The organism is Endothiovibrio diazotrophicus, assembly GCF_054657215.1.
Genome location: NZ_BAAHXB010000263.1, coordinates 1 through 1,206 on the forward strand (window position 1 = coordinate 1; position 1,206 = coordinate 1,206).

At 61.0% G+C, this 1,206-nt stretch carries 3 protein-coding genes; 2 read left to right on the forward strand and 1 reads right to left on the reverse strand.

Features of this window, described 5'->3' with window-relative positions; genetic code table 11:
* A partial coding sequence (locus ACYQ2W_RS26270; RefSeq protein WP_459874037.1) for a CHC2 zinc finger domain-containing protein occupies window positions 1–341 on the reverse strand: 341 nt, incomplete at its 3' end.
* Window positions 342–465: 124 nt separating this feature from the next.
* Between ACYQ2W_RS26270 and ACYQ2W_RS26275 the strand changes: the two genes are divergently transcribed.
* Together ACYQ2W_RS26275 and ACYQ2W_RS26280 are read left to right on the forward strand one after the other, a co-directional pair.
* A complete protein-coding gene (locus ACYQ2W_RS26275; RefSeq protein ID WP_459874039.1) occupies window positions 466–864 on the forward strand; it encodes a helix-turn-helix domain-containing protein in 399 nt (132 codons plus the stop codon).
* Between the two features lie 73 nt (window positions 865–937).
* On the forward strand, window positions 938–1,186 hold the full coding sequence (locus ACYQ2W_RS26280; RefSeq protein ID WP_459874041.1) for a SymE family type I addiction module toxin: 249 nt from the start codon (window positions 938–940) through the stop codon (window positions 1,184–1,186).
* Window positions 1,187–1,206 lie beyond the last annotated feature (20 nt).

The following is a 1,206-nucleotide window of genomic DNA, read 5'->3' on the forward strand; positions in this document are numbered from 1 at the left end:
GGGGAATCCAGTTGGGGGACGGTGGTTCGCTTGACGGGGTGAGCGGCTAAAGAGGAGAACTCGCCGGTCCTCAGCAGCTCCACGGCGTGACGGAAACTCACTCCCTGGCGCTTCATCACCCACTGGATGACGTCGCCCCCCTCGCCGCAGGCCCCCAGGCAGTGCCAGAGGTTCTTCTCCGGAGAGATGACCAGCGACGGCTCGCGGTCGTCGTGGAAAGGGCATAGCCCCAGGTAGTCCTTGCCGTGCTTCTTCAGGGGGACGCCCTGGCTCTCCACCAGACGGACCAGCGAGACCTCCCGCTTCAGCCGGTCGAGTTCTGCATCGGGGATTCGTGCCATGTTGCCTCCTGGATCGGGGTTGCGGGAAAACCCTGTCAACCCCCTTCACGGTAAAAGAACTCGTTTGCATACTACTTCGTTTCGGAGTATTGTCAACTTCGTTCCGGGAATCCAGGAGTACCCTATGAAGCACCTCGAACCATCTGAGATTGTGGCGATGACAATTTCATCCGATGAGCGTGCTTTCTTTGTGGAGCTTGGTGCTCGCGTGGCGGAGTTACGCAAGGCGCAGGGAATCACCCAGATACAAATGGCGGATGCCCTGGGCGTCTCCCAGCAAACGGTCAACTCTTACGAAGTGGGACGACGGCGCATCCCGGTGTCGGCGCTGCCTGTTCTGGCCACGCTGCTGGCTACCTCAATCGATGCGTTATTGCTGGGAGAGAGCGGCAAGGCCACAGGCGGCAAGCGCGGCCCCACGCCGAAGCTGCAACAGCAGATGGAGCGCGTAAGCCTTTTGCCTCGCGCCAAGCAGAAGTTTGTGATGGAGATGATCGATACCGTGCTACAGCAGGCATCGTGAGAGAAGGCGCCATCCCCGAGTGCTACCAACACTCGGGGACAGCTAACCACAACGGATATTCGAGGTATCAGTCATGGCTGATAAGCATTCTACGGGCAATTCACGTCCGTCAAAAATCCCCGCCGAACGCCGACTGACCGTCGGCACCCAGTTCTACGAGTATCCGCCCACCGAGAGCGGCGCGTCGCGCCGCTCGCGCCGCGTCCCCTGGTTGCAGATGCGCGGCGACTGGCTCAGTGCCGCCGGCTTCGAGATCCGGGCTCCGGTGAAGGTGCGCGTCATGCGCGGATGCTTGGTGGTGACCGTCGTCGAGGAGGATTGAAACGAAAAGCCCCGCTGGGT